27 protein-coding genes and 1 pseudogene are annotated in these 26,227 nt (G+C 71.7%); 13 read left to right on the top strand and 15 right to left on the bottom strand.

Translation table 11 applies throughout. The annotated features are described in order from the left end of the window. The coding region (locus ACFUNE_RS24220; protein WP_383571716.1) for an amidohydrolase family protein at positions 1 to 461 on the bottom strand (461 nt) is incomplete at its 3' end. A 333-nt stretch (positions 462 to 794) separates the two neighbouring features. Here ACFUNE_RS24220 and ACFUNE_RS24215 point away from each other — a divergent pair. Continuing rightward, positions 795 to 1,598, top strand: a complete 804-nt coding sequence (locus tag ACFUNE_RS24215; protein ID WP_383571713.1) for an IclR family transcriptional regulator — start codon at positions 795 to 797, stop codon at positions 1,596 to 1,598. 66 nt (positions 1,599 to 1,664) lie between these two features. Here the strand turns inward: ACFUNE_RS24215 and ACFUNE_RS24210 are convergent, their stop codons facing one another. Both ACFUNE_RS24210 and ACFUNE_RS24205 read right to left on the bottom strand, forming a co-directional pair. Beyond that, positions 1,665 to 2,345, bottom strand: coding sequence for an ABC transporter ATP-binding protein (locus ACFUNE_RS24210; protein ID WP_383571710.1), 681 nt, complete (start codon positions 2,343 to 2,345; stop codon positions 1,665 to 1,667). After that, on the bottom strand, positions 2,342 to 3,409 hold the full coding sequence (locus tag ACFUNE_RS24205; protein ID WP_383571707.1) for an ABC transporter permease: 1,068 nt from the start codon (positions 3,407 to 3,409) through the stop codon (positions 2,342 to 2,344). The genes ACFUNE_RS24210 and ACFUNE_RS24205 overlap by 4 nt, the downstream gene beginning before the upstream one ends. Before the next feature lie 110 nt (positions 3,410 to 3,519). Here ACFUNE_RS24205 and ACFUNE_RS24200 point away from each other — a divergent pair, with 110 nt between their 5' ends. Both ACFUNE_RS24200 and ACFUNE_RS24195 read left to right on the top strand, forming a co-directional pair. After that, positions 3,520 to 4,845 carry a sensor histidine kinase gene (locus ACFUNE_RS24200; protein ID WP_383571704.1) on the top strand — a complete coding sequence of 442 codons (1,326 nt, stop codon included), beginning with the start codon at positions 3,520 to 3,522 and terminating at the stop codon, positions 4,843 to 4,845. Then, on the top strand, positions 4,842 to 5,474 hold the full coding sequence (locus tag ACFUNE_RS24195) for a response regulator (RefSeq protein ID WP_383571701.1): 633 nt from the start codon (positions 4,842 to 4,844) through the stop codon (positions 5,472 to 5,474). Before ACFUNE_RS24200 ends, ACFUNE_RS24195 begins: the two co-directional genes overlap by 4 nt. A 2-nt stretch (positions 5,475 to 5,476) precedes the next feature. On the opposite strand, the gene ACFUNE_RS24190 is transcribed toward ACFUNE_RS24195, so the two are convergent. Continuing rightward, positions 5,477 to 5,794 carry a DUF5955 family protein gene (locus ACFUNE_RS24190; protein ID WP_383571698.1) on the bottom strand — a complete coding sequence of 106 codons (318 nt, stop codon included), beginning with the start codon at positions 5,792 to 5,794 and terminating at the stop codon, positions 5,477 to 5,479. A gap of 191 nt (positions 5,795 to 5,985) precedes the next feature. Between ACFUNE_RS24190 and ACFUNE_RS24185 the strand changes: the two genes are divergently transcribed. After that, complete coding sequence (locus ACFUNE_RS24185; protein ID WP_383571695.1) at positions 5,986 to 6,591, top strand: NTP transferase domain-containing protein; 606 nt, start codon at positions 5,986 to 5,988, stop codon at positions 6,589 to 6,591. Between the two features lie 285 nt (positions 6,592 to 6,876). Then, positions 6,877 to 8,496, top strand: coding sequence for a malate synthase A (gene aceB, locus ACFUNE_RS24180; protein ID WP_383571692.1), 1,620 nt, complete (start codon positions 6,877 to 6,879; stop codon positions 8,494 to 8,496). A gap of 31 nt (positions 8,497 to 8,527) precedes the next feature. Here aceB and ACFUNE_RS24175 read toward each other — a convergent pair whose 3' ends face one another. Beyond that, positions 8,528 to 8,818: a hypothetical protein gene (locus ACFUNE_RS24175; RefSeq protein WP_383571689.1), complete on the bottom strand. Its 291-nt coding sequence runs from the start codon at positions 8,816 to 8,818 to the stop codon at positions 8,528 to 8,530. A 171-nt stretch (positions 8,819 to 8,989) separates the two neighbouring features. Between ACFUNE_RS24175 and ACFUNE_RS24170 the strand changes: the two are divergent. The 5 genes and pseudogenes from ACFUNE_RS24170 (at position 8,990) to ACFUNE_RS24150 (ending at position 14,416) form a co-directional block, all read left to right on the top strand. Beyond that, positions 8,990 to 9,065: pseudogene (locus tag ACFUNE_RS24170) on the top strand. Positions 9,066 to 9,158: 93 nt separating this feature from the next. Then, positions 9,159 to 10,298 carry a gala protein gene (locus ACFUNE_RS24165; RefSeq protein WP_383571686.1) on the top strand — a complete coding sequence of 380 codons (1,140 nt, stop codon included), beginning with the start codon at positions 9,159 to 9,161 and terminating at the stop codon, positions 10,296 to 10,298. Beyond that, positions 10,295 to 12,046, top strand: coding sequence for an ankyrin repeat domain-containing protein (locus ACFUNE_RS24160; RefSeq protein WP_383571683.1), 1,752 nt, complete (start codon positions 10,295 to 10,297; stop codon positions 12,044 to 12,046). Before ACFUNE_RS24165 ends, ACFUNE_RS24160 begins: the two co-directional genes overlap by 4 nt. Continuing rightward, positions 12,043 to 13,251 carry an AAA family ATPase gene (locus tag ACFUNE_RS24155; protein ID WP_383571680.1) on the top strand — a complete coding sequence of 403 codons (1,209 nt, stop codon included), beginning with the start codon at positions 12,043 to 12,045 and terminating at the stop codon, positions 13,249 to 13,251. The genes ACFUNE_RS24160 and ACFUNE_RS24155 overlap by 4 nt, the downstream gene beginning before the upstream one ends. A gap of 1 nt (position 13,252) precedes the next feature. Then, positions 13,253 to 14,416 (top strand): VWA-like domain-containing protein, encoded by a 1,164-nt coding sequence (locus ACFUNE_RS24150; protein ID WP_383571745.1) that lies wholly within the window; start codon positions 13,253 to 13,255, stop codon positions 14,414 to 14,416. 118 nt (positions 14,417 to 14,534) lie between these two features. Here the strand turns inward: ACFUNE_RS24150 and ACFUNE_RS24145 are convergent, their stop codons facing one another. Then, on the bottom strand, positions 14,535 to 15,527 hold the full coding sequence (locus tag ACFUNE_RS24145) for a fibronectin type III domain-containing protein (RefSeq protein WP_383571677.1): 993 nt from the start codon (positions 15,525 to 15,527) through the stop codon (positions 14,535 to 14,537). A 117-nt stretch (positions 15,528 to 15,644) separates the two neighbouring features. On the opposite strand from ACFUNE_RS24145, the gene ACFUNE_RS24140 reads away from it, so the two are divergent. Next, positions 15,645 to 16,253 (top strand): TIGR03086 family metal-binding protein, encoded by a 609-nt coding sequence (locus ACFUNE_RS24140; RefSeq protein WP_383571674.1) that lies wholly within the window; start codon positions 15,645 to 15,647, stop codon positions 16,251 to 16,253. 69 nt (positions 16,254 to 16,322) lie between these two features. Here ACFUNE_RS24140 and ACFUNE_RS24135 read toward each other — a convergent pair whose 3' ends face one another. Then, positions 16,323 to 17,006, bottom strand: a complete 684-nt coding sequence (locus ACFUNE_RS24135) for an alpha/beta fold hydrolase (RefSeq protein ID WP_383571671.1) — start codon at positions 17,004 to 17,006, stop codon at positions 16,323 to 16,325. 64 nt (positions 17,007 to 17,070) lie between these two features. Between ACFUNE_RS24135 and ACFUNE_RS24130 the strand changes: the two genes are divergently transcribed. Both ACFUNE_RS24130 and ACFUNE_RS24125 read left to right on the top strand, forming a co-directional pair. Continuing rightward, a complete protein-coding gene (locus ACFUNE_RS24130) occupies positions 17,071 to 17,874 on the top strand; it encodes a chitosanase (protein WP_383571668.1) in 804 nt (267 codons plus the stop codon). A 131-nt stretch (positions 17,875 to 18,005) separates the two neighbouring features. Then, on the top strand, positions 18,006 to 18,872 hold the full coding sequence (locus ACFUNE_RS24125) for a chitosanase (protein WP_383571665.1): 867 nt from the start codon (positions 18,006 to 18,008) through the stop codon (positions 18,870 to 18,872). Between the two features lie 66 nt (positions 18,873 to 18,938). Here the strand turns inward: ACFUNE_RS24125 and ACFUNE_RS24120 are convergent, their stop codons facing one another. The 8 genes from ACFUNE_RS24120 to ACFUNE_RS24085 form a co-directional block, all read right to left on the bottom strand. Beyond that, complete coding sequence (locus ACFUNE_RS24120) at positions 18,939 to 20,411, bottom strand: nucleobase:cation symporter-2 family protein (protein WP_383571662.1); 1,473 nt, start codon at positions 20,409 to 20,411, stop codon at positions 18,939 to 18,941. 230 nt (positions 20,412 to 20,641) lie between these two features. Next, complete coding sequence (locus ACFUNE_RS24115; RefSeq protein WP_383571659.1) at positions 20,642 to 22,039, bottom strand: 8-oxoguanine deaminase; 1,398 nt, start codon at positions 22,037 to 22,039, stop codon at positions 20,642 to 20,644. 45 nt (positions 22,040 to 22,084) lie between these two features. Beyond that, the gene (locus tag ACFUNE_RS24110) at positions 22,085 to 23,485 is read right to left on the bottom strand and encodes a nucleobase:cation symporter-2 family protein (protein WP_383571656.1); all 1,401 of its coding nucleotides are present in this window, start codon (positions 23,483 to 23,485) and stop codon (positions 22,085 to 22,087) included. A gap of 65 nt (positions 23,486 to 23,550) precedes the next feature. Further along, entirely contained in the window at positions 23,551 to 24,474 is a 924-nt protein-coding gene (gene pucL / locus ACFUNE_RS24105) for a factor-independent urate hydroxylase (RefSeq protein ID WP_383571653.1), read from the bottom strand. Positions 24,475 to 24,480: 6 nt separating this feature from the next. Further along, entirely contained in the window at positions 24,481 to 24,873 is a 393-nt protein-coding gene (gene uraH / locus ACFUNE_RS24100) for a hydroxyisourate hydrolase (protein WP_383571650.1), read from the bottom strand. Between the two features lie 39 nt (positions 24,874 to 24,912). Beyond that, complete coding sequence (gene uraD, locus ACFUNE_RS24095; protein WP_383571647.1) at positions 24,913 to 25,419, bottom strand: 2-oxo-4-hydroxy-4-carboxy-5-ureidoimidazoline decarboxylase; 507 nt, start codon at positions 25,417 to 25,419, stop codon at positions 24,913 to 24,915. Between the two features lie 157 nt (positions 25,420 to 25,576). Beyond that, the gene (locus ACFUNE_RS24090; RefSeq protein WP_383571644.1) at positions 25,577 to 25,954 is read right to left on the bottom strand and encodes a helix-turn-helix domain-containing protein; all 378 of its coding nucleotides are present in this window, start codon (positions 25,952 to 25,954) and stop codon (positions 25,577 to 25,579) included. Next, positions 25,951 to 26,202: a hypothetical protein gene (locus ACFUNE_RS24085; protein ID WP_073748564.1), complete on the bottom strand. Its 252-nt coding sequence runs from the start codon at positions 26,200 to 26,202 to the stop codon at positions 25,951 to 25,953. The genes ACFUNE_RS24090 and ACFUNE_RS24085 overlap by 4 nt, the downstream gene beginning before the upstream one ends. Positions 26,203 to 26,227 lie beyond the last annotated feature (25 nt).

The raw sequence follows: 26,227 nt of genomic DNA, 5'->3' as shown, positions 1-26,227 counted from the left end.
AAACACTTGAAGCCGAAGACACCCGCATCGTGCAACGGCCGCAGGTCCTTCACGTTCCCGGGCAGCGCACCACCCCAGAAACCGACGTCGATGTGCGCCTTGGACGCGGCCACCTCCCGCTTCACACGCAGGTTCTCCACCGTCGTCGTCGGCGGCAGCGAGTTCAACGGCATGTCCAGCAACGTCGTGATCCCACCGGCCGCCGCAGCCCGCGTGGCGGTCCAGAAACCCTCCCACTCGGCCCGCCCCGGGTCATTCACATGAACATGGGTGTCGACGAGCCCCGGCAGCAGGACATCGTCACCGAAGTCCTCCACACGGGCACCGTCGGGCACCTCGGTCTCGTAGGGCAGGACCGCTTCGATCTCCCCGCCGGCCACGAGGACCGCCGCTGCGCGGGTTCCCTCGGGAGTGACGACGCGCGTCGAGCGGAGTACCAGCTTCACGTCCACACCGGACACCTGTGCTCCTCACGCAGCTTTCAACGATTTGTTGAAGGAGTCTTCACTCGGGAAAGCGGCTCGTCAAGACCTCACCTTCCCCACCAGGCGACCAGTGGACCACGAGCGCCATCGATTGGATATTTCCACGAAGTAAAAGTTCATTTTCGACAGGCGGAACGTAGAATGGACCAGGAGCGGCATCACCACGCTTCCCGCCGAACGCGGCCCCGACCGTCGACACCAGGACAAAACAGGTCCTGACCGGCAAGGACGCCGCACCGGGAGCAGTGGGCCGATCGGGAACAGCCCGGTAGGCTGCTGCCTTGCCTCCGCTTCGAAAGGACCGTTGACGTGCCGCCGTCCCACGCCAGCACATCCGACTCCAAGCCCGCCGGTCCCAGCGGCGGCGTGCAGTCCCTCGAACGCGCCTTCGATCTGTTGGAGCGCATGGCGGACGCCGGAGGTGAGGTCGGACTGAGCGAGCTGTCCGCGAGCAGCGGACTCCCCCTCCCGACCATCCACCGGCTGATGCGCACCCTGGTCGTGTGCGGCTACGTACGCCAGCAGCCCAACCGGCGCTACGCGCTGGGCCCGCGGCTCATCCGCCTCGGAGAGTCCGCCTCCCGCCTGCTGGGCACCTGGGCGCGGCCGTATCTCCAGCGCCTGGTCGAGGAGACCGGCGAGACGGCCAACATGGCCCTCCTCGACGGGGACGAGATCGTCTACGTCGCCCAGGTCCCGTCGAAGCATTCGATGCGCATGTTCACCGAGGTCGGCCGCCGGGTCCTCCCGCACTCCACGGGCGTCGGCAAGGCCCTCCTCGCCCACACCCCGGCGGACGAGGTGCGGGCCCTGCTGGCCCGTACGGGCATGCCCGCGGCCACCGAGAAGACGATCACCACGCCGGACGGCTTCCTCGACGCGCTCGAACTGGTGCGGAGGGCGGGCTACGCGGTGGACGACAACGAGCAGGAGATCGGCGTGCGGTGCCTCGCCGTCTCGGTGCCCGACTCCCCGACCTCGGCCGCCATCTCCATCTCAGGGCCCGCGGGCCGGGTGACGGAGACCGCGACCGAGCGGATCGTGCCGATCCTGCAGCAGATCGCCAAGGAGCTCTCCGAGGCACTGGCGAGCAACGGCGGCTCGGCGGGCTGACGCCGGCCCGGCCCCGCCTTCTCCGCCTCCGGCGGACCGCCGGCTGATCCTTTGTTCCCTGCCCCCTCAGGCGGGGGCGGGTGCCGGCAGATGCCCGTCCTCCATGCTGACTGTCACGTCCACCCGGCCCAGGTGGGCCCGGTCGTGCGTGACCATGACCGTGGCCGTCGAGCGCTCCCGGGCCAGGCCGAGCAGCAGGTCGAGGACGGCCGCGCCTCGTTCGTGGTCGAGGGCGCTGGTCGGCTCGTCGATGAGCAGCACCGCCGGTTCGTTCATGAGGGCCCGGGCGATGTTGATCCGCTGCCGCTGACCGCCCGACAGCTGGTGCGGCCTGCGCTCAGCCCTGTCGGCGAGGCCGACCGCGTCCAGGAGGTCCAGCGCCCGGCCGCGGGCCGCGCGTACCGAGCCGTACGACAGGTGGGCCATCACCTGGAGCTGCTCCACCGCCGTGAGCGACGGCAGCAGATGGGGCTGCTGGAAGACGATGCCGACGCGGTCCCGGCGCAGGGCCGCCCGGTCCGCACGGCTGAGCCCGGTGGTATCCGCGCCCGCGACGACGACGCGTCCGTGGTCCGGGGTGACGAGCGTGGCCGCCACCGCAAGAAGGCTGGACTTGCCCGAACCGGACGGCCCGACGACGGCCGTGAGCGTGCCCGCGGGTACGTGGAGGGAGACCCGGTCGAGTGCGGTGAGCCGGGTGTCTCCGTCGGGGTAGGTGAGGGTGACGTCGGTGAGGGTGAGGGTCATCGGGCGCTCCCGAGTGCGGCGAGGGGGTCGACGGCGGTGATCCGCCGGATGGACAGGGCGGCCCCGAGCGCTCCGAGGACGATCAGCACGCCGGCCGGGACGAGCACTGTCGACGGGTCGAGCACGAACGGCACGGCGCCACCGACCAGCGCGCCGGTCCCCGAGGCCATCGCGCTGCCCAGGCCCGTTCCGGCGGCCAGCACGACCACGGCCTGACCGAGCGCGTCCTTCAGCAGGTACGGGGTCGAGGCGCCCAGTGCCTTGAGTACGGCCACGTCGCCGCTGCGCTGGATGGTCCAGACCGTGAAGAACGCGCCGATGACGAGCGCGGAGATGACGAAGAGGAACCCTCGCATCAGCTGGAGTGAGCCGTTCTCGGCCTGGTACGAGCCGATCCCCGTGAGGGAGTCTTCACGGGACAGGGTGCTGGTCCCCGCCGCCGCGTCCCCGGCAGTCAGGTCGAGGCCGCCGGACGTGGTCAGAGCGATCACGGTGGCCTGCCGCCCGGTGCCACCGATGCGCTGCCAGTCACCGAGTGAGGTCCACACGACGGGCGCGTGGCTGTACGAGGCGTCTCCCGCGACCGCCGACACGGTCATCCGCACCCCACCGAGGCCGAGGGTGTCACCGGCTCCGGCGCCGAGCTCTTCCGCTGCCCGCCCGGAAAGCACGAGACGGCCCGCTCCCACATCGGCGGGCGCGAGCCCGCTGCCCGGTTCGACGCCGAATGCCGATACGGCCGCCGTGCGGTCCCCGTCCACGACGGCGTTCAGCATCCGGACACCCAGCGGATGCGCGGCAAGGACCCCCGGCTGTTCAGCCCAGGTACGCCAGGCACTCTCCTCGACGGCCGAATCGGAGAAGGACACCGCCCGGCCGTCCGGCGGCGCGGCGAAGGCGATGTGGTCGGCGTTCAGCCCGGTGACGGCCGAGGTGTTCTCCCTCCCCAGGCCGGCCGTGAGCCCGGACAACAGCCCGACGAGCAGCGTGATCAGCACGACGACCGTGCCCATGAGGGCGAACCTGCCCCTGGCGAACCGTAGATCTCTCCATGCGACGAACATGGTTCCAGGCTCGCTCCGCCGGCCTGCCAGAACATCGCGCGCCGGACGGGGCCGGCATCAACCTTTCGATTGACCGCCCCGGCGCCCGGCATGTCTACGCTGGAACGACCATGGATTCGCGCACGCACACCTCGGTCACCACCGCACTGCGGCTCTGTCTTCACGCCCTGCTGGTGGGACTGCTGGCGCTCGTCGCGCTGCGCGCGACAGACGACGGCATTCCGCACACCACGGCCGTCATCGTGCTGGCGGGTGTGATGGCCGCGCTGTACGCGGCCGGCGCGCTCGCCCCCGTCGTCCGGCCGCACAACCGGGCCGCGGCCATCTGGCTCACGGTGCTGGGGGCCGTGTGGCTGGCCCTGCTCGCCCTGTCGCCCGAGGCGCTCTGGGTGGCCTTCCCGCTCTACTTCCTGCAGCTGCACCTGCTTCCGGTGCGATGGGGGCTGCCCGCCGTCGCGGTCACGGCCTCGGCGGCCGTCGCCGGCTTTTCGCTGCACGGCCGCGAGACCACCCCGGGCGCCTTCATCGGCCCGCTGCTCGGTGCGGCGGTGGCCGTCGCGACCGTGCTGGGCTACGACGCACTGTTCCGGGAGAGCGAGCGGCGCCGCGAGCTCATCGGCGAGCTCGTCTCCACCCGGGCGGAGCTCGCCGAGGCGGAGCGCACCGCGGGCACCCTCGCCGAGCGGGAGCGGCTGGCCCGGGAGATCCACGACACCCTCGCCCAGGGCCTGTCGAGCATTCAGCTCCTGCTTCGGGCTGCCGAACGGTCGCTGCCGGACAGCGCGCCCGCGACCGCGCACGTCCGGCGTGCCCGCGAGGCCGCACAGGAGAACCTGGCCGAGGCCCGGCGCTTCGTCCGGGAGCTGACACCGCCGGATCTGCAGCAGGGCTCCCTGGCAACGGCCCTGTCCCGTCTCTCGTCCCGCACCTCCGGGCCGGGCCTGATGGTGCGGTTCGCGGCCAGCGGCCGGCCGGTCGGGCTGCCCACCCCCTACGAGGTGGCGCTGCTGCGTACCGCGCAGTCGGCACTGGCCAACACGGTGCGGCACTCGGGTGCGCGACGGGCGGAGATCACGCTCAGTTTCATGGAGACCTCGGTGTCCCTGGACGTGGTGGACGACGGCCGCGGCTTCGACACGTCCGGCGAACCGGCGAGCACCGCCGACGGCGGCTTCGGGCTGCCCGCGATGCGTGCGCGGGCCCGCTCGCTGGGCGGCACGCTCAGTGTGGAGTCGGGGCCCGGCCAGGGGACGGCCGTCGCCGTCACGCTGCCGCTTCCGGCCGTCGGCGGGCGCGGCTCGAAACGCGCTGACGACCCGGACGCGGAGACCCGGGGCGCTGACGACCCGGACGCGAAGATCCGGGGCACTGACGGCCCCGGCGAGGAGGCCCCGGGCCCGGAGGACATCCGGACGGCGGAAGGCAGGGCGGCATGACCGACCCGATCAGGCTGCTGCTCGCCGACGACCATCCGGTGGTCCGCGCCGGTCTGCGCGCGGTCCTCGACACCGAGCCCGGCTTCCAGGTCGTCGCCGAGGCCTCCACCGCCGAACGGGCCGTCGCCCTGGCCGCCACCGGCTTGTGCGACGTGGTCCTGATGGACCTGCAGTTCGGCCCGGGCATGCACGGGGCAGAGGCCACCGCGGCGATCACCGCCGCCTCGGACGCGCCCCGCGTGCTGATCCTCACCACGTACGACTCGGACGCCGACATCCTGGCCGCTGTGGAGGCGGGCGCCGGAGGCTATCTGCTGAAGGACGCACCGCCGGAGGAGCTGGCCGCCGCCGTGCGTGCGGCGGCAGCCGGGCGCTCGGCACTCGCCCCCGCAGTCGCGCACCGTCTGATGGACCGGATGCGGACACCGGCCCAGGCCTTGACCAGACGGGAGCTGGAGGTGCTCCAGCTGGTCGGCGAGGGCCTGTCGAATCAGCAGATCAGCAGGAAGCTGTTCCTGAGCCAGGCAACGGTGAAGTCCCACCTGGTGCACGTCTTCGCCAAGCTGGGCGTTGCCTCACGCACGGCGGCGGTGGCCGCCGCGACAGCGCGCCGCCTGATCCGCCGCTGACGTCACGGGAGGCGCGGCGGCTCCCCGAAGAGCTCGACCGCCATCCGGACCTCACTGAGCCCCGGGGACAGCGCGCTGACCGAACCGATCGCCCCCGCGACCAGCAGCAGCGAACGGCGCAGCCGGGGTATCTCGGGCCGTCCGCCGGCCGCCATGGCGTCCAGGGCCGCCAGCTCGTCCTCGGCGATGCCCCGGTCCGGGAACTCGGCAGGATGTCCGGCCAGTTCACGGCGGAGCCTGGAGACAGCCGTACGCAGCTCCGTCACCCTCGGATCCTCGTCGCTGCCGGTCAACCGCTCCTGCCCCACGCTTCGCAACAAAGCACTCCCCCTCGCACGTCGTTGTGCCGGTGTGTCGACCTGACCCGGGGCGGTGGTCAAGTGCCCGGGGCCGTCATCAAGTTAACGCCATCCGAGGCGGCGTGCGCCACTGTGCGGACGGAGAACGAGGGTACCCCCGAGGGGTGACACTCCCTCCGCCGGTCCGGACGCAGCAGTGGTATCCAGGGCACATGGCTCACACACAACGGAACCCCGTGGTCGCCGGAGTACTGCTCGCGGCGGGCGGCGGCCGTCGCCTCGGCGGCCGGCCGAAGGCCCTGCTGGAACACCGCGGCCGTCCTCTCGTCGAGCACGCGGTGAGGTCCCTGCGCAACGGAGGGTGTGGGCCCGTCCATGTCGTGCTCGGCGCCTCGGCCGAGGAGGTGCAGGTGCTGGCGGACCTGTCGGGGTGCGCGGTGACGGTGAACCCGTCGTGGGAGGAGGGCATGGGCTCCTCGCTCCGGGCCGGCCTGGACTCCCTCGCCGGCTCCGGCGCGGACGCGGCGCTCGTACTCCTGGTCGATCAGCCGGGCATCGGGGCGGAGGCGGTGGCCCGGGTCCGCTCGGCGTACCGTTCCCGCTCGTCCCTGGCGGCAGCGGCGTACGACGGCGAGCGCGGCCATCCCGTGCTGTTCGGGGCCGACCGCTGGGCCGGCATCGCCGCGAGTGCGGTCGGCGACCAGGGGGCACGCGCCTACCTGCGGACGCACCGCGATGCGATCACGCTCGTCGAGTGCTCCGATGTGGCCCGGGCCCATGACATCGACACGGCGGAGGACCTGATGCACCTGGAGTGAGCGGAGCGCCGGAGGTGAACGGACCGTACAGGGCCTGGCACGCCGCGCCACCGCGGACGCACATCTGTCGACCCGGAGAATCTCGACATCAACAAACCATTGAACTTCCACCATGAGGAAACTAATATCCACTGATCAGAAGCACGCGGCACGCACGCAGCGCCGCTTCCGCACCCGGACGGCACCCACGGCCGTATCTCGGAGCCATGGCACCCTGTGCCGTCTCAGGCGACCCGGCAGCCGTGGGGCACCGTCCGCGCCGCCCCGCTGAAGGAGTGACAGCTCATGTCCGCACCAGCGCCGTCCCCGCTGGCCATCGTCGATGCCGAGCCCCTGCCGAGGCAGGACGAGGTCCTGACCGATGCGGCCCTCGCGTTCGTGGCCGAGCTGCACCGGCAGTTCACGCCCCGTCGTGACGAGCTGCTCGCCCGCCGCGGCGAGCGCCGGGCCGAGATCGCCCGCACCTCCACGCTGGACTTCCTGCCACAGACGGAAGCGATCCGCGTGGACGACACCTGGAAGGTCGCCCCGGCCCCGGCCGCGCTCGACGACCGCCGTGTGGAGATCACCGGTCCGACCGACCGCAAGATGACCATCAACGCCCTGAACTCGGGCGCCAAGGTCTGGCTCGCCGACTTCGAGGACGCGTCCGCCCCCACGTGGGAGAACGTGATCACCGGCCAGCTCAACCTGATCGACGCCTACACCCGCACCATCGACTTCACCGACCCGAAGTCGGGCAAGTCGTACGCCCTCAAGCCCGCCGAGGAGCTCGCGACCGTCGTCACGCGCCCGCGCGGCTGGCACCTGGACGAGCGCCACCTCCAGCTCGACGGCACCCCGGTGCCCGGTGCGCTCGTCGACTTCGGCCTCTACTTCTTCCACAACGCTCAGCGCCTGATCGACCTCGGCAAGGGCCCGTACTTCTACCTCCCGAAGACCGAGTCGCACCTGGAGGCACGCCTCTGGAACGACATCTTCGTCTTCGCCCAGGACTACGTCGGCATCCCGCAGGGCACGGTCCGCGCGACCGTCCTGATCGAGACGATCACCGCCGCGTACGAGATGGAGGAGATCCTCTACGAGCTCCGCGACCACGCCTCCGGGCTGAACGCGGGCCGCTGGGACTACCTGTTCTCCATCGTCAAGAACTTCCGTGACGGCGGATCGAAGTTCGTCCTGCCCGACCGCAACCTGGTCACGATGACCGCCCCGTTCATGCGGGCGTACACCGAACTCCTGGTCCGCACCTGCCACAAGCGCGGTGCGCACGCCATCGGCGGCATGGCGGCCTTCATCCCGTCACGGCGTGACGCCGAGGTCAACAAGGTCGCCTTCGAGAAGGTCAAGGCGGACAAGGACCGCGAGGCGGGCGACGGCTTCGACGGCTCCTGGGTGGCGCACCCGGACCTCGTCCCGATCGCCATGGCCTCCTTCGACGCGGTCCTCGGCGACAAGCCGAACCAGAAGGAGCGTCTGCGCGAGGACGTCTCGGTGGCGGCCGGCGACCTGATCGCCATCGACACACTGGACGCGAAGCCCACCTACGGCGGCCTGCAGAACGCCGTCGCGGTCGGCATCCGCTACATCGAGGCGTGGCTGCGGGGCATGGGCGCGGTCGCCATCTTCAACCTGATGGAGGACGCGGCCACCGCCGAGATCTCGCGCTCGCAGATCTGGCAGTGGATCAACGCGGACGTGGTCTTCGAGAACGGCGAGCACGCGACGGCGGAGCTGGCCCGCAAGGTCGCGGCCGAGGAACTGGCGGCGATCCGTGCGGAGATCGGCGACGAGGCCTTCGAGGCCGGCAAGTGGCAGCAGGCGCACGACCTGCTGCTCCAGGTCTCGCTGGACCAGGACTACGCGGACTTCCTGACGCTGCCGGCGTACGAGCAACTGCGCTGACAGCGCGGCACCGGGCGCCGCACCCCACGTGTCACAGCGTCGGGGTGCGGCGCTTCCTGCATGCGGGGAGGTCCGCCGCGACCGCGCGGGCCGCGCACACGATCGCCCGCACGAGCAGGACGTTCACGGCCGCCCCCAGTCCGCACGCGAGAGCGAGGCCGCCGGCGTCGCCCGTCCCCCCGCCGGGGTCGCCGAAGAGCGCGGTGAGGGGCATGAGGACGAAGACGTACAGCACGTTCAGCCCGGGCTGGGACAGCCGGAAGAGCAACAGCTCGGCGTCGGAGGAGGCATGGGCTCCGGTGACCAGCCCGGCGGCCGCCATGGTGACGACATAGGCGACGGGTGCGGATACGGCTCATCGTGGCGGGCCTCTCCTCCGGGGAGCCGCGGGTTCGGCTCACTATTGAACAGGTTCGAAACTCTACGCGCCCCCGTCCACACCTGCGTACTGGCGTGCGAATTCGGGCCGGTGGCCGCTATGATCACGCACGGCAAGGCTGTAGCGCAGAGGTCGTCGCGCCCACGCATCGAGCTGGAGGACGCCGGTTCGAATCCGGCCGGTCTTGCCACCTGTTCTTGGAGGATGGCGTCGGCGCTGTGCGGGCGGTGGGCGCGATCGGTCCGCCTCCGGCCCAGGTCCGGCGAGGGACTGGGGAGTTGTGTTGTCGCAGCCGTTGCCCGTGCGCTGCCCCGCGATCGAGCACCCGGATGTCGCGCTCGTCGATGTGGCCGGGCTGGACCCGCTGGTGGAGCGGCTCGGGAATGAGCGGGCGGTCGAGTCCGACGAGGTGTTCCCGGTGGGGACTCTGCGGGCGGACGGCCGCGTCGATCTCTGCAAGCAGGGGCTCGGCGCCGCCGGCGCGGCCCTGCTGATGCCTGTCCTCGTCCGTTCGCCGCACGCCGGCCACATCCTGCTCGGCACCGACTCCCTCGGTGACGAGGGCGCGCGCTCGGTGGCGGCTGCTCTGGGCGACGTACCCGGACACGGGCTGCGGACGGTCTATCTGGGCTGCAACCGCATCGGGCGCGAAGGCGCAGCCGCACTCGCGGCCGCGCTGAGCGAGGACTCCACCGTCAGGGCGCTGTGGCTGAAGCGGAATCCGCTGGGCGACGCGGGCGTCCGGGCCCTCGCGCCGATGCTGGCCCGCACCACGTCTCTGCGCACTCTGGACCTGGTCAACACCGGGATCACCGCCGCCGGTCTGGAGGCATTGCTCAACGCGCTGTCCTCGCGGGAGCGGCCGCTGGAGAGGCTGTTCCTCGGCGGCAACGGGCTCGGCCCGGAGACCGCCGACGTCCTCGCCGCACTGATCCGGGACGCGGGGGTGCGGGAGCTGTACCTGTCGGCCAACCACCTCGGCGACGCGGGGGCCGCCGTGCTCGCCGGCGCGGCGGATCCGGAGCGCCCGGTGCGGCTCGGGCTCGGCGGCAACGGCATCGGGCCGGCGGGGGCCCACTCCCTGGCTGACGCACTCGACGGGATCGAGGCCCTCGACCTCGGCCGTCCGATGTCGGAGCGCAGCCTCGGGGCAGCGGGCAACGCGACCGGCGACGCCGGCGCACACGCGCTGGCCCGTGCTCTGCCCGGAAGCCCCCTGCGGCGCCTCGAACTGGCCCACACCGGGCTGACGGGGCGGGGAGCGAAGGCCCTGCTGGGCTCTGTCGGCGCGGACTGCCGGCTGGAGTACGTCGGACTCGGCCCAGGGCTCCCCCGCAAGGTGAAGCGGTCCTTCGCGGCGCGGCTCCGCCCGGACCACGGCGCCCACACGGACCTGCGCGCGATTCGGAGCGTCTACCGGTGAAGCCTCGCCCGGAGGACCGGTTCCTCTCCGCCGAGGAGGCGTCGAGCCTGCGGCAGGTCCGGCGCTACGCCGTGCCCCGCGGGATGATCGAGCGGTCCGCGGAGCGACGGCTGGCCGGTGACTGGCGGGGCGCCCTCGCCGCGGCCGGCGTCGACGTGGACTTCGATCTCGCCGAAGTGACCTCCGCGCACGGCACGGCCGTGGCGGATGCCCTGGTGCCGGACCTGCTCCACCTGGTGCCCGACCTGGTGCGCTGGCACCTGCCCCGGGTCCTGGGAGGCCGCTCGACGCTCGCTCCCGACCGGACCGTCGTGCTCGCCGGATACGCCGGGCACCGGGACGGGGCCGGCCTGCCCCACGCGCCGTACCTCCATCTGCGCACGCCCCCGATGGTGGAGGGCCCCCAGCGGCTCTCGCTGCGTTTCGGGGCCGTGCCGGGCGAGTCCTCCCCCGGTCTGTTCCCCGCCGGTGCCGAGGACTGGCGCTCCGTCCGGTACCTGTGGGACTCCCGGCGTACGGACGGTCTGCGGACCGCCGTGGGGGCGGGCGGCCGAGTCCCCTTCTTCCACGACGACGGCTCCCCGCTCCGGCGGCAGGACCTCGGCGCGTCCGGGGACGCCGCCGCCCGGGCGGAGCGGGTGGCACTGCTCCATGAGAAGGGCGAGGTCCCGGAGGCGTTCGACGCCGCGGGGATCGAGTGGGATCCGACGCCGCCCGCCTCCGCACGGTCGAGGTATCGCATGGACCCCGGGCAGGTCCTCCGCGCGACCGCGATCGACATTCCCCGGCTCGAGGCGGCGGTGCGCCGGGCGCAGGCCGCCGTCGGCCGGGAGCGGTTCCTGGCCGCCGGCCACTGGCAGAGGCACATCCTGCTGGAGCTCACGGACCACAGCGCAGGCGGGCGGCTCAGGGCCACGGTCGTGGAGGCGAAGTCCACCACTCCTACCGCCTTCCTGCCGGAGGCGGCCTGGCGGCGTCCTCCCGACCTCGATCTGCTGCGGGCGGGCGTCGTACCGCCGCAGTGGCTGCACCCGTTGGTGGCGAGGGCCCTGTTCCCCGTGCTGGAGGGGCCGTTCGGGCCGCCCGGGCCGTCTCTTCCCCGCCCCGTGCGCGTGCGGTGCCGCACCGAGTGGCACGAGGTCGTCTTCCGTGACGGCGCACTGCGCTCACCGCACACGGAGGAGGAGCGGCTGCGCGAGAGCGCCATGCGGGCGTTCGGTGGCGCCGTCGCGGGCTGCTTCGCGGTGGAGCACTCCTGCACGACGGGGAAGGGACGTCTCCCGAGGGCACTGCGGGCCCAGCGCAAGGAGCTGTTCCTGCACATCCAGCACGGGGACACCGCCGCCGTCCTGGAACTGCTGGACGCCGGGGTCGACCTCCGCCTGCGCAACGCCAGGCGGCGGGGGCTGCTGCACGCGCTGCCGCTGGTCGACCACGAGGCACTGCTGCCCCGGCTGCTGGCGGCGGGGCTCGACCTGGAGGCCAGGGACCACCTCGGCCGGACCCCGCTGAGCGTCGCGGTGAGCGAGCGGGGGCCCACCACGCTCGTGAGGGCGCTGCTCGACGCGGGGGCCCGGATCGACGTGACGGACTCGCAGGGACTCTCCCTCGACCAGCTGATCCACCGGTACAGGCGTGAGGATCTCGCATTCCTCCAGGAGCGGCTGGCGACGGATCACCCGGGCATCGGCGCCGACTGGTACGAGAGATGGTTCAGGAACAAGGACGGGGTGGACGAGCAGCGGTGAGCACGACCAACAGGGCCACGTCCCTCCCCTCCGGCCCCTTGGAGGCAGCCGACGAGCTCAACGGACGCCTGCGCACCACCCGCACCGAGCCCGCCGAGAGCCCGCAACTCGACGCGCTCGCCCTGGCGGTGACGGCCAATCAGCCGGTCCTGCTGTGGGGCGAGCCCGGCATCGGAAAGTCCGCCGGCATGGAGCAGCTCGCCGCCGGTCTGGGGCTCGAGCTGGAGACGGTCATCGCGAGCGTCCACGAACCGTCGGACTTCGCCGGGCTGCCTGTCGTGGGGGACGATCCGGCGGTGACGGGTGTGCCGATGGCACCTCCGGACTGGGCGGTCCGGCTCGCCCGGTCCGGCCGTGGGCTGCTGTTCTTCGACGAGCTGTCGTCGGCGCCTCCGGCCGTGCAGGCCGCGCTGCTGCGGGTCGTGCTCGAACGGCGGGTGGGCAGCCTGCGGCTCCCGGAGAGCGTACGCATCGTCGCGGCGGCCAACCCTCCGTCGAGCGCGGCGGACGGCTGGCACCTCAGCCCCCCGCTCGCCAACCGCTTCGTGCACCTCCGCTGGACCCACGACCCGCGCACGGTCGCCCGCGGCATGGCGGGGACCTGGCCTGCCCTGGGTGTGCCGGTGGTGGACCCGGCCAAGGCCGCCGGCGCGGTGGCACGGGCCCGGGGCGCCGTCTCCGGGTTCCTGACGGCACGTCCGGGTCTGGTCCACCACCTCCCGGCCGACGCGGAGAGCCGGGGCCGCGCGTGGCCGTCCCCGAGGACCTGGGAGATGGCCCTGCGGCTGCTGGCCACCGGCTACGCGGCGGGCACGGGGCGGGAGGCGGTCGCGACCGCGCTCACCGGCGCCGTCGGCGACGGTGCGGGGATCGAGCTGCTGTCCTACCTGGACCACCTCGACCTGCCCGACCCCGATCGCGTGCTCGCCGACCCGGACGCGTTCGCGCTTCCCGAGCGCGGCGACAGGCAGCTCGCCTTCCTCATCGCCGTGGTCGCCGCGGTACAGGGTGATCTCACGCAGCAGCGCTGGGAGGCGGGGTGGGCGGTACTGGCCAAGGCCGTGGACGCGGGGGTGCCCGACGTGGCGGCCCGGGCCGCGGTCGACCTGGCGGCCATGCGCAGCCTGGACTGGCCGGTGCCGCCGGGCATCGACGGCTTCCTGGACCTGCTGCGGCAGTCCGGCGCCCTGTCGCCAGGGGGCTGAGCTGGACACCACGAAGCTGCTCGCGGCGCGGTACCGGGCGGCCACGGACCGTCCGTACCTCGCTTCGGCGCTGTACGCGCTGACGGTGGTGCCCAGCGACGAGGTGCCGACCATGGGCGTGGACCGCCACTGGCGCTGCTACGTCTCGCCCGGCTTCGTCGACCGGACGCCAGTGGCCGAGCTGGCGGCGGTCTGGGTGCACGAGGTCGCGCATCTGCTGCGCGACCATCACGGCCGTGCCGAGCTGCTGCCGGCGGCGGACCGGCGCGACAGGCACCGGGTGAACGTCGCCCAGGACTGCGAGATCAACGACGACCTGGTCGCCGATGGCCTGCCCCTGCCCGCCGGCCGGATGGAGCCACGCCTCTTCGGCCTTCCGGAGGGGCGGCTCTTCGAGGCGTACCTGCCCGCGCTGCCGCCCTCCACCTGGGTCCACGACTGCGGGTCGGGCGCCCACGGCGAGCCGTCCCCCTGGGAGTCGCGCGCGACCGCCGGGCCGTCGGCGGTCGGCGCGGCCGAGGCGGAGTCGCTGCGCCACCACACAGCGGAGGCCGTGCGCGCCCATGTGCGGGCCAGGGGCACCCTGCCGGGCGGCTGGAAGCGATGGGCGGACGAGGTCCTCGAACCCACGGTCGACTGGCGGCAGGTGCTCGCGGGCGCCGTGCGGGAGGCCGCCGCCTGGGCCGCCGGGGCGGTGGACTACACCTACCGCCGGCCGTCACGCAGGAGTGCGGCCCTGCGCGGCGTCGTGCTGCCCAGCCTTCGGCGGCCCCTGCCCAGGGTGGCGGTCGTCATCGACACCTCGGGCTCGATGGGTGACGAGGAGGTCGCCGCCGCGCTCGCCGAGGTCACCGGTGTGCTGCGCGAGGTGGGGATACGGGGCAACCGGGTCACGGTCCTGGCCTGTGACGCCGATGTCCAGGCGGTCTCCCGGGTGACGTCCACCGACGGGATCGCGCTCGGCGGCGGCGGCGGTACCGACATGCGGGTCGGGATCGCGGCGGCCCTGGCCGTGCGCGAACGCCCCTCCGTCGTGGTCGTCCTGACGGACGGCTTCACCCCGTGGCCGGACGAGACCCCGTCCTGCCGGCTCATCGCCGCACTCGTCGGCCCGTCCGCCCCTGCCGCTCCCCCGTGGGCCGAGACCGTACGCGTCACGGGCTGAGCCCGCCCACGCCGCTCCCGGGTCCCGCGGTCCGGGAACGGCGCACCGTCGTACGGTCCTCCGGCTCACCCGCCGGAAGGGACCAGCGCGCGGGTGCGGTCGGGGCGGTCGTGAGCGGTCAGCCGGCGAGGACCACCGTCCGCTGGGCCGAGAAGTCGCCCCACGTCCCGTCGGGGAGCTTGGGCCGGATCTTGAGCGAGTAGCGGGTGCCCGGCGGGTCGGCGAGGGTGAGCCGGTACGTCGCGCGGCCCGCGGGCGGGGTACCGCCCCAGACGATCGTGGTGGTCAGCTTCCCGTCCAGGAACAGCTGGTACGCGGGAATCGTGCCGCCGGTGTCCGGCTGGTCCCAGGAGAGGTCGACCACGAACTCCTTCTGCTGCGCCGTCGTCCTCGTCCGCAGTCCGGTGGGAGCCGTGCTCGCGGGGTCGCCCGGCGCGGACGGGGTGGTGAGGTCGAGCGCGCCGCTGTCCGGTGAGGAACGGTCGGCGGCGTCGCGCGCCCTGACGGTGAAGGTGTAGACGGTGCCGGGGCGCAGGCCGGAGAGCCGGGCCGTGGTCCCGGTGCCGGGGACGCTGTGGATCCTGGCGTCCTCCTGGTAGATGTCGTAGGCCGTCACACCCACGTCGTCGGTGGATCCGCCCCAGGACAGCGTGACCGTCCTGGCGCTGTCGGCCTTGCCCCGGAGTTTCACCGGGGTGGTGGGCGGCTTCTTGTCGTCCGGGGCGGGTGCGGGTGTGGTGAGGGGGACGGAGGCGCTCGCGGACGAGACGTTTCCGGCGGCGTCGCGCGCCCTGACGGTGAAGGCGTAGTCCGTGGAGGCGGTCAGACCGTCGACGTCGGTCATCAGCTTCGTCGCTGGCACGGAGAGGACCTTCTTCCCTCCACGGTAGACGTCGTAGCCGGTGATGCCCGTGTCGTCCGAGGCCTGCTCCCACATGACGTGGGCGGACGTGGCGCTCCCGGCCTGGGCGGTCACGCCCGTGGGGGCCGTGGGTTTCTTCGTGTCGGCCTGCGCGGTACCACCGCAGGCCGTGAGCGCGGCGAGGAGCAGCGCGGCGGGACAGGCCAACGCGGTGCGTGCGTGGGGGCGTTGCACGGTGATGCCTTCCATCCGACAGCAATGGTCCAGACCTATATGCCATGCGGGTGGGGCCCCCGACAAGAGGGCGGATCGGAACGTTCCGCAATGTCCGCGATGAGTTCCGGGCCGTGAGGCAGTCTCAAGGGCATGGAAACGCACGAGGGAACCTCACCCGGCCTCGACCTCGGACCCGCCGCGCAGCGGATCCGCGAACTCGCGGGCTCCGTGGGCGACGATCAGCTGGCCGGCCCGACGCCCTGTCCCGACTACTCGGTACGGGAACTGCTCGGGCACCTGCTGGGGCTGACCGTCGCATTCCGCGACGCGGCCGCCAAGAAGCTCGGGCCGACGACCGACACCTCCCCGGACTCGGCGCCGCCGGTGCTGCCGGCCGACTGGCGCACGGCTCTGCCGCCCCTGCTGGACGAGCTGGTCGCGGCCTGGCGCTCCCCGGCCGCCCTGGAGGGGATGACCCGGGCCGGCGGGGTGGATCTGCCCGGCGAGGTCGCGGCGATGGTCGTACGGAACGAGCTGCTCGTGCACGGCTGGGACCTGGCCAGATCGACGGGGCAGGCGTTCCGGGCGGACGAGGCGAGCCTGCGTTCGTCGGAGGCGATGCTGGCGCCGGGCGACGACGACAGGTCCGGCGCCGACGCGATCTTCGGCCCGCCGGTCCTCGTCCCCGACGAGGCACCGCTGCTGGACCGTGTCATCGCGCTGAGCGGCCGGCGGCCCGACTGGCGTCCGGGCGGCTGACGTCTCCGTGGGAACCCGGGCCCCCTGGCGCCGGGGCTCCTCACGTCCCGCCCAGGCCGTCGGGCCGCCTCAGCTCGTGAAGAACTCGGTGACCTGGTGGGCCACCTGGTCCGGGTGCTTCTTGTGCAGCTGGTGACCGCCTCCCAGGGTGATCAGCCGGCAGTCGGGGATGAGCGAGGCCATGTCGGCCAGCCTCCCCTGCGGCATGCTGCTCTCCGGGCCCCCCGCGAGCATCAGGGTCGGGGCGACGATCTGCCCCAGCTCCTCCTCCCAGCGGGGGTCCGGCTCGGCGATCTGCGCCCGGACGGCCGGGACGACGTTCTCGTCGTAGTCCACCGGCCCCGTGGGGCCGCTGTCGGTGGTCAGCTGGCCCGGGAACGGGGGCGGGGTCTCGACCAGCACCAGCCGCTCCACCCGGTCCGCGTGCTCCTCGGCGAGCAGATAGGCGACCACCCCGCCCATCGAGTGCCCCACGATGCCGACCCGGTCGAGCTCGCAGGCGTCGAGGAACTCCAGGACGTCGTCCCTCATCTGCTCGAAGGCGTACTCGTCGGGCCAGTCGCTCTCGCCGTGCCCGCGCAGGTCGATGGCGTACACCCGCCACTCCTCACCGAGGAGCGTGCCGACCGCCTCCCAGCTCAGGGACGAGCCCCCGAGACCGTGCAACAGGACCACGGGTGAACCGAAGGGATCGCCCCAGGTCCGGTACGCCAGCCGTACATCGCCGACGTCCACAACAGACTGATCTTCCATGTCCCGAACGCTACAGGCGCCGGACCCCCGTCGGCTCCTGGGGCCCGCCTGGCAGGCTTGGCGCGTGAAGCACAGACGTCTCGCCCTCGCCGCTGCCGCGGCCCTCCTCCTGGCCGGCTGTTCCGGGGCCGCCCCCGGCTCCCCCGAGAAGGGGCTCGACGACCCCGCCAAGAAGGACATCGCCATGCGGCTCGTGTCCAGCGCGGAGAACTCCACACTGGACTGGAAGGCCCAGTACGGCTACGTCGAGGACATCGGCGACGGCCGCGGATACACCGCCGGCATCATCGGATTCTGCTCCGGCACCGGAGACCTCCTGAAGGTCGTCGAGCGCTACACGGCGAAGCGCCCGGACAACGCGCTCGCGCCGTTCCTCCCGGCGCTGCGCGCGGTGAACGGCACCGACTCGCACGAAGGGCTCGGCAGCGCCTTCACCCGGGCCTGGGCGAAGGCGGCGACGGACCCGGCACTCCGGTCGGCCCAGGACGCGGAGCGTGACTCGGCGTACTTCGATCCGGCGGTCGGGCGGGCCGAGGCCGACGGGCTCAGTGCCCTGGGACAGTTCATCTACTACGACGCCTACGTGATGCACGGTTACGCCGACGCCGAGGGGACGGTGGGCTTCCGGACCATACGTGCCCAGGCTCTCGCCGAGGCCGATCCGCCGTCCGAGGGCGGTGACGAGGAGGCGTATCTGAACGCGTTCCTCGACGCCCGGGTGACCGCGCTCCGCACGGAGCCGTCGCACCGTGACACCAGCCGGGTGGAGACCGCCCAGCGCGTCTTCGTGCGCGAGGGGAAGCTCCAGCTGGAGACACCGCTGGCGTGGAAGGTCTACGGGGAGAGCTACCGCATCGACGGGGGCTGACAGCCCGGCTCCTGACCGATCCGCGAGGAACCCGGCACCGTACGGCGCGCGGGGGGTTACCGCGCGCCCCGAGCTCTGGTAGGAAACCTTCCTACCAGAACATCGGACGACGAACTCCTTCTGGAGGACCGGTGCATCACCCCCACACCAGCACCTCGCGTCGCACCACCCGACTCACCCGCAGCGTCGGACTCGCCGTACTGGCCCTCGGGCTGACCTTCACGGCGATTCCGGCCACCGCCCTCGCCGGCGCCCCCACGCCGCCGGCCGCACACCTGGAGGCAGCCGCGACCGGTCTCGACGACCCCGCGAAGAAGGACATCGCGATGCAGCTCGTGTCGAGCGCGGAGAACTCGACGCTCGACTGGAAGGCCCAGTACGGCTACATCGAGGACATCGGCGACGGCCGCGGATACACCGCCGGCATCATCGGATTCTGCTCCGGCACCGGGGACATGCTCGCCCTGGTGGAGCTGTACACCGAGCGGAAGCCAGGCAACGTACTGGCGGCGTACCTGCCCGCCCTGCGGGAGGTCGACGGGACCGACTCGCACGAGGGGCTCGACCCCGGATTCACCGGCGCCTGGGCCGAGGCGGCGTCGGACCCCGTGTTCGAGCAGGCCCAGAACGACGAGCGCGACCGGGTGTACTTCGACCCGGCGGTGCGACAGGGCAAGGCCGACGGCCTCGGGACGCTCGGCCAGTTCGCGTACTACGACGCCATCGTGATGCACGGCGGCGGCACCGACGCCACGAGCTTCGGCTCGATCCGGCAGCGGGCCCTGGCCGTGGCGTCACCGCCCGCGCAGGGCGGTGACGAGACCGCCTACCTCGACGCGTTCCTGGACGCGCGGGTCTGGGCGATGGAACAGGAGGAGGCCCACTCGGACACCAGCCGGGTCGACACGGCCCAGCGGGTGTTCCTGCGGAACGGCAACCTGGACCTGGACCCGCCGCTCGACTGGCAGGTCTACGGCGACAGCTTCCACATCGGCTGACGCCGTCCACGCCCGAGGTGCGCGTACGGGCCCCCGGCAGGGGTGTCCGTACGCGCACCGCGCGGGTCAGTGGGCGACGGGCTGAGCCATCGGGTCCTTCGGCTGTTCGCTCTCCGGCACCACGGCCTCCGGGTCCGGGTCCGTGTCCGGCCGCCCGCCCCAGTGGTTGAAGGCCAGGTTCAGCACGATCGCCACCACGCAGCCGGTGGAGATGCCCGAGTCCAGAACGACGAGCAGGTCCTCGGGGAAGGCGTGGTAGAAGTCCGGCGCGGCGATCGGGATGAGGCCGACACCGACGGCCGCCGCGACGATCAGGGCGTTCTCGCCCTTCTCCAGGGCGGCGGTCGCCAGCGTCTGGATACCGCTCGCGGCGACCGATCCGAAGAGCACGATGCCCGCGCCCCCGAGCACCGGGAGCGGCACGAGGGCGATGACGGACGCGGCGACGGGGACGAGGCCGAGCAGCACCAGGATGACTCCGCCGGCGGCGACGACGAACCGGCTGCGAACCTTGGTCATGGCGACCAGGCCGATGTTCTGGGCGAAAGCGCTGCACATGAAGCCGTTGAAGAGGGGGCTGATGGCGCTGCCCAGGGTGTCGGCGCGCAGACCGCCCTCGATGGTCCGCTCGTCGGCCGGCCGGCCGACTATCTTGCCGAGGGCCAGCATGTCGGCGGTGGACTCGGTCATGCAGACCAGCATCACGATGCACATCGAGATGATGGCCGCCACCTCGAACTGCGGTGCGCCGAAGTGGAACGGCGTCGGGAAACCGACCACGTCGGCGTCGCCCAGTGCCCCGAAGTCGGTGATGCCGGCGGGGATCGCGATGAGGGTGCCGATGACCAGGCCGAGCAGGATGGCGATCTGCTGGAGGAAGCCCCGCAGCAGTTTGCGCAGGGCGAGCACGATCACGAGGGTGACGGCGGCCATGGTGATGTTGGTCATCGAACCGTAGTCGTCAGCCGTCGCGTTGCCGCCCTGCGACCAGTTGAAGGCGACCGGCAGCAGCGAGACACCTATCAGGGTGATGACGGTGCCGGTGACCACGGGCGGGAAGAACCGCACCAGTTTGCAGAAGTACGGGGCGAGGACGAAGCCGAGGAGGCCGGCGACGATGATCGCCCCGAAGATGACGGCGATGCCGTCGTGCCCCCGGTCCTTGCCTATCGCGATCATCGGGGTCACCCCGGCGAACGAGACGCCGTTGACGAACGGCAGTTTGGCACCTATTCGCCAGAACCCGAGGGTCTGGAGCAGGGTGGCTATCCCCGCGGTGAAGAGGCTCGCCCCCATGAGGAAGGCGGTCTCCTTGGCACTGAGGCCCACGGCGGGCCCCACGATCATGGGCGGGGCCACCACGCCCGCGTACATCGCGGCCACGTGCTGAAGACCGCTGGTGAACATCCTGAGTGGTGGCAGTGTCTCGTCGACCGGGTGCTTGCTCACCGGGCCTTCCGCCGCGTTCCCTTCTGCTGTGCGTCCTTCGACTGCGCTTCCGTCGACTGCGTTCTTGCGAAACCTGGGCGTAGCTGCCACGGCTTCCTCCGGTCGGGTACACGTCGGGCGACGTGGGTATCAGGGAGGTGGTGCTGAGTGGTGCGTTGGTGCAGGTCGTGCAGCTGGTGCGGGCAGCTTGGAGCTCACCTGTGCGGGAGCGCGTACAGGGCGTACGCGCGCCCGCACAGGCTGCCGTGGACCCTGCTGGGTCCGCGGCGGCCGGCCGAGGGCCGTCCCCCCCGGCCGGCCTGTCATGGGGGTGCGGAGCCTCAGGCTCCGGCGGCGATCTGCGCCAGGCGCCTGGCCTCGTCGCGGGTCGCGCGGGCGATGGCGTCCTCGTCCACCGTGGTGAGGCGGCTGTCCTCGACGACGGGCCTGCCGTTGACGAGGGAGAGCGTCACGGGGGCGGCGGCTCCGAAGACCAGGGCCGTCACCGGGTCGGCGATGGACGCGTGGGCGAGGGTGTCCAGCTTCCACAGCACGAGGTCGGCGAGCTTGCCGGGCTCCAGTGAGCCGATCTCGTCTGCCCGGCCGAGGACCCTGGCTCCACCGTGCGTGCCCAGGCGCAGTGCCTGACGGGCGTTCAGCCCCTTCTCGCGGTGGGCGCCGAGGCGGTTGATGAGCAGCGCGTTGCGCAGCTCGGTGTGGAGCTCGCCGGACTCGTTGGACGCGGTGCCGTCGACACCGAGCCCGACCGGGACACCGGCGGCGAGCATGTCGGGGACGCGGGCGATGCCGGCGGCGAGGCGGGCGTTGGAGGACGGGCAGTGCGCGACGCCGGTGCCGGTGCGGGCGAAGGCGGCGATGTCGGAGTCGTTCATGTGGACGCAGTGCGCCATCCACACGTCGTCGCCGAGCCAGCCGGTGGACTCGAAGTAGTCCGTGGGGCCCATCCCGAACAGTTCCTTGCAGAACTGCTCCTCCTCGACGGTCTCCGAACCGTGCGTGTGCAGCCGGACACCGCGCCGGCGGGCCAACTCAGCTCCCTGACGCAGCAGTTCGGTGGAGACGGAGAACGGCGAACAGGGGGCGACCGCGACCTGCGTCATCGCGCCGAACGAGGCGTCGTGGTGCTCGTCGATGGTCGCCTCGGTCGCGGCGAGCGCGCCGTCGAGGGTCTCCACCGCGAAGTCCGGCGGCAGACCGCCGTCCTTCTTGCTGCGGTCCATGGAGCCGCGGGCGAGGGTGAACCGCACGCCCATGTCACGGGCCGCGCCGATGATCGCGCCGGACAGGTCGCCGGAACCCTGGGGAAAGACGTAGTGGTGGTCCATCGCGGTGGTGACCCCGCCGCGGGCCATCATGGCGAGCGAACCCTGGGCGGCCACGCGTGCCATCGGCTCGTCGATGCGCGCCCACGTCGGGTAGAGCGCGACCAGCCAGTCGAAGAGGTTGTGGTCGGTCGCGAGGCCCCGGGTGATCCACTGGTAGAAGTGGTGGTGGGTGTTGACCAGGCCGGGTGTGGCGAGGTGGCCGGTGCCGTCGATCCGCCGTACGACGCCGGTGAGTCCCTCCGGCGCCTTGCCGGCGCCGACGGACTCGATGCGGTTGTCCGCCACGACGATGTACCCCGAGGCGTACTCGGTGTCGTGGGCGTCGACCGTGGCGATCGAGCAGTTCTCGATGACGATGCGCTCAGTGGTCCTTGAATCCGCCGAAGCTGCCATGGTGCTTCCCTCTTCTGTCTCTGGCGATGTGGGCACGGCAGGACCCTAGGAGGATTTGAGTGCCACAGCGTTACGGCTGTGGGTGCCGAGATGGTGGAAGAACAGATTGAGCAGGACCGCGACGAGCGCTCCCGCACTGATCCCCGAGCCGAGCACCGTCTGCGCCCAGGACGGGAATCCGGCGTAGAAGGAGGGCGCCGCGAGCGGGATGATGCCCGCGCCGAGTGCCACCGCCACGAGGATGATGTTGGAGCTGTCGTCGAGGCCCGCCTCGGCCAGCGTCCGGATGCCGCTCACCGCGATCGAGCCGAACAGGACGATGCCGGCGCCGCCGAGCACGGGCATGGGGACCAGCGAGACGACCGCGCCCAGCATGGGGAAGACGCCCAGGACCATCAGGGCGCCGCCTGCCGCGGCGACGACGTAGCGGCTGCGTACCCGCGTCAGCGACACGACGCCGACGTTCTGGGCGAAGGCGCTGGTCGGGAAACCTCCGAAGACCGGCCCCAGGAGCGTGGCGATCCCGTCCGTGCGCAGACCGCGGGTGATGGTGGCGCCGTCGGTGCGCCGCTCGCAGATCTCGCCGAGCGCCAGCATGCCGGCCGACGACTCCGTCATCAGCACGAGCATCACGATGCACAGGGAGAGGATCGCGGCGGGCTGGAACTCGGGTGCGCCGAAGGCGAAGGGTGTCGGCAGGGCGGCCACGGGGGCGGAGCCGAGCGCGGAGAAGTCGGCGAGTCCGAAGGGAATCGCGGCCAGCGTGCCGAGGAACATGCCCGCGAGCAGGGCGGTCTGCCTGACGAAGCCGCGCCCGAACCGCTGGATCAGCAGGATGACGACGAGGGTGAAAGCGGCCAGCGCCAGGTACTTCATGGCGCCGAAGTCGTCGGCGGTGGCGTCGCCGCCCTGGGCCCAGCCGACCGGTACCGGCATCAGGGTGACGCCGATGAGGGTGATGACGACGCCGGTGACGAGGGGCGGGAAGAAGCGCAGCAGCCGCCCGAAGAAGGGGCCGACGGCCAGGCAGAAGACGCCGGCCACCAGTACCGCCCCGTAGATCGCGGGGAGTTGATGACCGGGGGCGCTGGTCTCGGCGATGGCGAGCATCGGCGCGATCCCCGCGGAGGACGCGGCGTTGACGAAGGGCAGCCGGTTCCCGGCGAAGCGTCCGGCGCCGAGGGTCTGGAGGAGGGTGGCGAGACCGGCGATCAGGAGGCTCGCCGCGATGAGGCGGGTCATGCCGGCCGCGTCGAGGCCGACGGCCTGCCCGATGATGAGCGGAGGGGTGACGACGCCCGCGTACATGGCGGCGATGTGCTGGAGCGCGGCGGGGACGAGCCGCGAGGGCGGGAGCTTTTCGTCCACCGGGTGAACTGCCTTACCGGCAGCGGTCGGTGGGGCGGTACATGGGCCTTTCGCCGGCCCCGTTGCAGGCTGTGCCATGGGATTTCCCTCCGGGTGACCGGGCCCCGCCCCACCGAGGGGGCGGAGGCCGGTTCAGCACCGCGTCAGAGGTTGGTCATGTCGACCGGGATCTTCGGCTCGACGCCGTCCCGGAGCACCGTCGCCTCGATGAGGCCGTACGGGCGGTCGGCTGCGAAGTACACCTCGTTGTCGTTCTTGAGGCCGAAGGGCTCCAGGTCGACCAGGAAGTGGTGGTTGTTCGGCAGCGAGAACCGGATCTCGTCGATCTCGCTGCGGTTGTTGATGATCCGCGAACCCATCTGGTACAGGGTCTGCTGGAGGGAGAGGGAGTACGTCTCCGCGAAGGCCTGGAGCATGTGCTTGCGCGCCTGCTCGTAGGACTTCTCCCAGTTCGGCATGCGCTCGTCGTCGCTGGTCCAGTTGTAGCGCCACCGGGCGGAGACGTCCGTCGCGAGGATGCGGTCGTACGCCTCCTTCAGCGTCGTGTACTTGTCCTTGACGTAGCCCCAGAACTCCGAGTTGGTCGAGTTCATGACGGAGAGGTCCTTGAGGCCGGAGATGACCTCCCACTTCTCCCCGTCGAAGGTGATCTGGCTGACCCGGGTCTCCTGGCCCTTGCGGGCGAAAGAGTGCTTGACCTCGTCGGCGCCGATGAACCTGGAGTTGCCGTCGGACGTCGCGATGCGCTCCCAGCCGTACTCCTCGATCCGGATCCGGGCCACCTTGATCGGCTCCTGCGAGGTCACGAAGTGCCGTGCCAGGTGGATGCCGAACTGCTCGGCGGACTCGATGCCGTGTTCCTTGGCGAAGGCGAACACCGTGTTCTTGGTGGTGTCGGTCGGCAGGACGTTGGCGTTGGAGCCGGAGTAGTGGACGTCGTCCATGTCGCCGGAGAGGGCGACCGAGACGTTCAGGTCCTTGATGTGGTGGGTGTCGCCGTCCCGCGTGATCTTGACGACGCGGTTCTCTGCTTTGCCGTACTGGTTCTGGCCGAGAATCGTGGGCATTGTCTGCTAGCTCCCTCGGTAAACGGAGTAGCCGAACGGGTTGAGCAGCAGCGGTACGTGAAAGTGTTCGCCCGGGGTGACGGCGAATGCGATCGCCACCTCCGGGAAGAACGCGCCGCTGTCCCTTACGCGGGGGGCGTCCTGCTGCGCCTCGGCTTGCTTCTTCGCGGTGAAGTACGACTCGGTGTCGAAGACGAGCCGTACGTGGGTGGTTCCTTCCGGCAGGGCCGGCAGGTCTTTGCAGCGCCCGTCCGCGTCGGTCGCGGATCCGCCGAGCGTCACGTACTGCGTGTCGCCGCCGCTACGGGCGGCCAGGGAGACGGTGACGGCTTCGGCGGGACGGCCGATGCTGGTGTCCAGGATGTGGGTGGACACCGATGCGGTGGTGTCGGTGCTCAAGACCGTCACGCTCCTTGTTCTCTTCGGGTGTACGAGGTCTCAGGAGTCCTGTACGAGGCGGGTCAGCCGGATGCGGTTGATCTTGCCCAGTTCGGTCCGGACGATCTCGCGTTCCTGCTCGGGCGAGTTGCCGATACGGGTCTTCACCGCGTCGCGCATCTGCTCACCGGTGGCTCCGGTGGCACAGATCAGGAAGACATGTCCAAACCTCTCCTGGTAGGCCAGGTTGAGTTCGAGCATCTCCGCCCTGAGCTCCTCGGACGCACCGGCCATCCCCCGCTGTTCACGGGCGGAGTCCGGGTCCCCCGGCTTGGGGCGTCCGATCGGCGGGTGGCCGGCCATCGCCTCGGCCAGGTCCTCCGCGGAGAGCTCGGCCATGGCGGCGTCGCTCGCGGAGAGCAGGGCTTCCGTGTCGGCGTAGGGCCGGTGGGCGAGGACGAAGCTTCCCCACGTCGCACTGGCACACACCTCGTGCAGTGCGGCTGTGGCCTCTTCGGCCGCCAGGGTGTTGAACCGGGCGGGGCCCGGTGTGGAGCTCGTAGTCACGGGAGCCTCCGTGGCTGTTTTCGCTGTGTGCGTTGTCGGGCTGCGGATAGCTAACGCCCTTCGCAACACCACGTCAACAGTTTGTTGAAATTCCACGAACAGATGATGCCGCCGCCCGAGTTCCCGGACGGCGGCATCGAGAGACGTTACGGGTCGGCTAGCCACCCTTGGCGGCATTGTCCCGGTTCAGATAGTTGTAGACGGTGAAGCGGCTGACCCCCAGGGCGCCCGCCACCGTCTCCACCCCGTGCCGCACAGAGAAGGCACCGCGTGCCTCGAGAGTCCGGACCACACCCTGTTTCGCCTTGCGGTCCAGGTCGGCCAACGGCATCCCGTGCCGCCGCTCCATCGCGGCCAGGATGTGGTCGAGCGATTCGGAGAGCTGCGGGAGCCGGACCGCTATGACGTCCGCCCCCTCCCACGCGAGCACCACGTCCTCGGCGGTGGCCTGATCCGGGGCGAGGAGCTCGGCCCCCATGGCGTCGACGAGCGGCTTCACCGCGGTGACCAGCGGGTGGTCGGCCGGTTCGGTCACGGGGTGTCCTCCCCGATCACGTTGAGCTGGAGGGAGACCCGGGTGGCACCCGAGGCCAGGGCCTTGCGCAGCAGGGAGTCCACGGCGGTCAGCACCTGGTCGGCGCCCCCTTCGGCCGTGTTCCCGAAGGGGCCCACGTCCACCGCGTCCAGGTCGGCGGTCTGGATGACCTCACGGGCCACCACCGCATGGGCCGGCGCCTCGTCCAGGTCGAAGGGCTCGGTGGTGAATTCCACCCTCAAGCGCACGGTGCCTCCCTCATGTCCCGCCGTG

Source organism: Streptomyces sp. NPDC057287, from assembly GCF_042667905.1.
Classification (GTDB): Bacteria; Actinomycetota; Actinomycetes; order Streptomycetales; family Streptomycetaceae; genus Streptomyces.
The sequence above is the reverse complement of the archived record's forward strand: the minus strand, read 5'-3'. Positions and strand labels throughout refer to the sequence as shown.